Genomic DNA, 4,097 nt, shown 5'->3' on the forward strand with positions numbered 1-4,097 from the left:
AGAAAGAGACTTCTTTGCGTTATTAGCGCACTTGGCGTGCTTTGCGTGACTCTTTCTTCTTCAAATCTGCCCAATCTGCTTAATCTGCGGATGATCCCTCTTACATCAACTCGACGATGGTCGCCTCGCCCTGCCCCACGCCGACACATAGCGTTGCCAGACCATAGCGCATTGGCTCGCCGGCGTCCCGCCGGCGCTTCATCTCGTGCAGCAGCGTCGTCAGAATGCGCGCTCCGGAGCAGCCCAGCGGGTGGCCCAGAGCGATGGCCCCGCCGTTGACGTTGACGATCTCCGGCCGCATCCCCAACTCGCGTATGACGGCCAGCGCCTGCACCGCAAACGCCTCGTTCAACTCGATCAGGTCGATGCCGTCCATCGTCAGGCCGGCGCGAGCCAGCGCCTTGCGCGTGGCCGGCACAGGCCCCAGCCCCATCGTGCGCGGGTCTACACCGGCCGCCGCCGATCCCACCCAACGCGCCAGCGGCTTCAGCCCCAGCGCCGCCGCCCGCTCGGCTGAGGTCAGCAGCAGCGCCGCCGCGCCGTCGTTCAGGCCGCTGGAGTTGCCCGCCGTTACCGAGCCACCCTGACGGAAGGCGGGCTTCAGCTTGGCCAGCGTCTCGGCGCTGGTGTCCAGGACGTAGCCGTTCTCGCTCTGCTTGATGCGCGGGTGCTCGTCGGTGTCGAAAACGATGGGGTCGCCCTTGCGCTGCGGGAAGACGACGGGCGTGATCTCCGCCCGGAAGCGGCCGGCGTTGATCGCCTCCAGGGCGCGGCGCTGGCTCTCCAGGGCGAAGGCGTCCTGCTCTTCGCGGCTGATGGGGCCGCCGGCGATGGCCCCGTCGCAACTCATCTGGTAGATGTTCTCGGCCGTCTCGCCCATCGCCTCCAGCGGGAAGAGCGCCTCCATCTTAGGATTGGGGTAGCGCCAGCCGAGCGTGGTGTCATAGGCGGTCACGTTGCCCGACGGGCCGAAGGGGCGGCTGTTCTTGGGCAGCGAGTAGGGGGCGCGGGTCATGGACTCAACCCCGCCGGCGATGTAGACGTCCCCCTCGCCGGCGGCGATGGCCCGCGCGGCCTGGTTGACGGCGTTCAGGCCGCTGGCGCACAGCCGGTTCATCGTCACCCCGCCGACGGCGTGGGGCAGCCCGGCCAGCAGCGCGCCCATGCGGGCCACGTTGCGGTTGTCCTCGCCCGCCTGGTTGGCGCAGCCGAAGTACACTTCCTCGACTGTGGCCGGATCGACGCCCGTCCGCGCCACAATCTCCTTGATGACCAGCGCGGCCAGATCGTCGGGCCGCACATCGGACAACGCGCCGGCGTGGCGGCCGATGGGGGTGCGCACGCCGTCGATGATGACTACTTCTTGCATGGTTGGCCTCACTGTTGATCCGTAATGTAGGGGCAGACCTGCGTGTCTGCCCCAGGGCGCACGTTTGCCCCAGGGCGCACACGCAGGTGCGCCCCTACGGGTGATGCTACCATTGTACCCCGTTGCGCGCGTGAACGGAAACAGCCCCGCCGCCGGTCGGGCTGACCGGCGGTGGGGCTGTTCCCTTATCAGACCTGTCAGGTTTCTACGGCCCCTTGACCGTGATCTTGATCTGATCGACGAACGCGCCTTCATCCACGATGCTGAGGTCGCTGACAAAGCCGAAGCTGACGACGACGCCCGGCAGACCCAGCATGCTGCCATAGCCGGGAACGTTCGCCAGGTTCAGCGCGCCGACGCGCCACTTGTTGTTGGTGGAGCCGGTATGGGTGTTGCAGTAGAAGTTGAGGCCGTAGTCGGGCGACGCGCACCAGACGAAGTAGTCGAAGCCAAACTCCGACTTGTTCCAGTACTGGAAGCGCACGTCGGCCTTCTTTGCCCCTTGCAGGTCGATGGGGTAATCCATCCAGGTGCTCATGTAGTTGGGGTAGTAGTAGAACTCGGGATCGACCCCATTGGCGCAGTCCTTGGCCACCCAGGCGCTCATCGCGAAGCGCTTCGGCTTGTAGTCATCCGCGCCCCAGCACGCCCCACTGCCGCCAAAGTCCCACACGAGCCACTCGCCCGTCGGGAAACCGTTCTCGAAGCCCTCTTTCACCAGGCCATAGAGCGCCTTGGGCTGGATGCCCAGATCACTGGGGCCGGAGCCGAGCAGCACGGCCGCCGGGGCCAGTTTGCCCGCCGGCTGTGTGCCCTTCACCGCGCCGGGCAGCGGCGCGAGCGCCTGGCCGCGCTGAATGACCATCGTGCTGACCTTCTGAGACGCGACGGCGCCCTTGGCCGTCGCCAGCGCCGGGAGCAAGGCCAGCACAAACAAGACCGCTACGATCACGATCAGTTTGGGTTTCATCACATGTCCTCCTTCAACTTGGAAACGAACGTGGTTGACCGGCGCGATGGCGCGGCGGGGTGGAAGCGCGACGGCACGTCGCTATGGGCAGTGGGCACATTGGACTGTGGGCACAGGGGACTGTGGGCACAGGGGACTGTGGTCACAGGGGAATGTGGGACGCGCCCGTTTGTGCGATACAACCATTCTCCTTGCCCGTGGCTTCGCGCCGATTAGGGCCGAACCGCGACAAATGGGGCGCGAAAGTGGCATAACAGAAAACCGGCCTGCTCCGCGTGCAACGCGCAACCGGCCGGTGAAAGGGGCAGCAACGGCCAAAACTTCTCGCGTTAAGTATATTATAATGGGTGGATCACCTATGTCAACAATAGGTTATATGCACAAGCGGTGAGTATGATACCCTTGCCGGCTCGCTGGCGGAATGCCGGCTTTTCCCTACCAACCACCGGCCAAGGGGACGACGGCGATCCAGCGGCCTACATCCCCAACCGCCCCTCCACCGCCTCCTTGATCACCCCGCCCGCGACCAGTTGCCGGACGGCCTCGATGTAGGGCGATAGGGCCACGTCCGCATCCAGGAAAGGCACGCGCTCGCGCACCAGCCGGTAGGCCACGCCCGTCCCCTCCCCCAGACAGCCGGCGTCCACGCCCAGCGTCCGGCAGCGGAAATCCACCCCCTGCGCCGCCAGCAGCAGTTCGATGCCGACGATGGTCTCGACGTGCTCCAGGATTTGCAGGGCGTGGCGCACGGCGGCCGCGCCCATGCTGACGTGATCCTCGACGTTGGCGCTGGTCGGGATGGTGTCGGCGCTGGAGGGGTGGGCCAGCACCTTGTTCTCCGAGGCCAGCGCGGCGGCCGTATACTGGGCCATCATCAGCCCGCTCTCCAACCCGCCGCGGTCGGTCAGGAACATGGGCAGCACGCCGCCGTTGCTGTCGGCGTCCACCAGCCGGGCGCAGCGCCGCTCGCTCATGTTGCCCAGTTCGGTCAGCCCCAGCGCGGCATAGTCCATCGCCAGCGCCACCGGCTCGCCGTGGAAGTTGCCGGCCGAGACCACGTCGATGCCGCCGTCCTCATCGGCGAAGATGATGGGGTTGTCGTTGACCGTGTTGATCTCGATGTCGATGACCCACTGGGCGTAGGCGATGGCGTCGCGCACCGCGCCGTGCACCTGGGGCACGCAGCGCAGCGTGTAGGGGTCTTGCACGTTGTTGGGATCGTCGGCGCGCAGCAGCCGGCTGCCGGCCAGCAGGCGGCGCAGGAAGTCGGCGCAGTTGATCTGGCGGGGATGGGGGCGCAGGGCATGGACGCGGGCGTCGTAGGCGCGGTCGGTTCCGTGCAGCGCCTCCAGCGACAGGCAGGCGACAACGTCGGCCGTCAGGGCCAGGTTGATGGCCCGCCGCACCAGCAGCGCGCCCGTGCCGACCATCTGGGCCGTGCCGTTGAGCAGGGCCAGCCCCTCCTTGGCCTCCAGCGCCAGCGGGCGCAGGCCAACCGCGGCCAGCGCCGCGCCGCCGTCCATCAGCACACCGTTGACCCGCGCCTCGCCCTCGCCGATGAGCACCAGCGCCAGGTGGGCCAGCGGGGCCAGATCGCCGCTGGCCCCCAGCGATCCCTGGGCGGGGATGCGCGGCGTCACCCCGGCGTTGAGCATGTCCACCAGCAGGCGGACGACGGCCGGCCGCACGCCGGAGTGGCCCAGCGCCAGGGCGTTGGCCCGCGCCACGATCATGGCCCGCACGGTCGGCTGCGGCAGA

Annotated in this window: 3 protein-coding genes; all 3 read right to left on the reverse strand. The window is 67.6% G+C overall.

Annotation, left to right across the window (positions count from 1 at the left end):
• Window positions 1-100 precede the first annotated feature (100 nt).
• Window positions 101-1,369, reverse strand: a complete 1,269-nt coding sequence (locus ACE3UY_RS17540; RefSeq protein WP_374688782.1) for an acetyl-CoA C-acyltransferase — start codon at window positions 1,367-1,369, stop codon at window positions 101-103.
• A 205-nt stretch (window positions 1,370-1,574) separates the two neighbouring features.
• Window positions 1,575-2,339 (reverse strand): hypothetical protein, encoded by a 765-nt coding sequence (locus tag ACE3UY_RS17545; protein ID WP_374688783.1) that lies wholly within the window; start codon window positions 2,337-2,339, stop codon window positions 1,575-1,577.
• A 476-nt stretch (window positions 2,340-2,815) separates the two neighbouring features.
• Window positions 2,816-4,097: histidine ammonia-lyase (gene hutH, locus ACE3UY_RS17550; protein WP_374688784.1), on the reverse strand; the 1,282-nt coding region annotated here is incomplete at its 5' end.

It is taken from the genome of Promineifilum sp. (SeqCode), from assembly GCF_041918635.1.
Classification (GTDB): Bacteria; Chloroflexota; Anaerolineae; order Promineifilales; family Promineifilaceae; genus Promineifilum.

What these genes read in the sequence shown, in the direction of transcription:
- ACE3UY_RS17540 (WP_374688782.1), bottom strand. Translation starts at nt 1,369, where the DNA reads ATGCAAGAAGTAGTCATCATCGACGGCGTGCGCACCCCCATCGGCCGC.
- ACE3UY_RS17545 (WP_374688783.1), bottom strand. Translation starts at nt 2,339, where the DNA reads ATGAAACCCAAACTGATCGTGATCGTAGCGGTCTTGTTTGTGCTGGCC.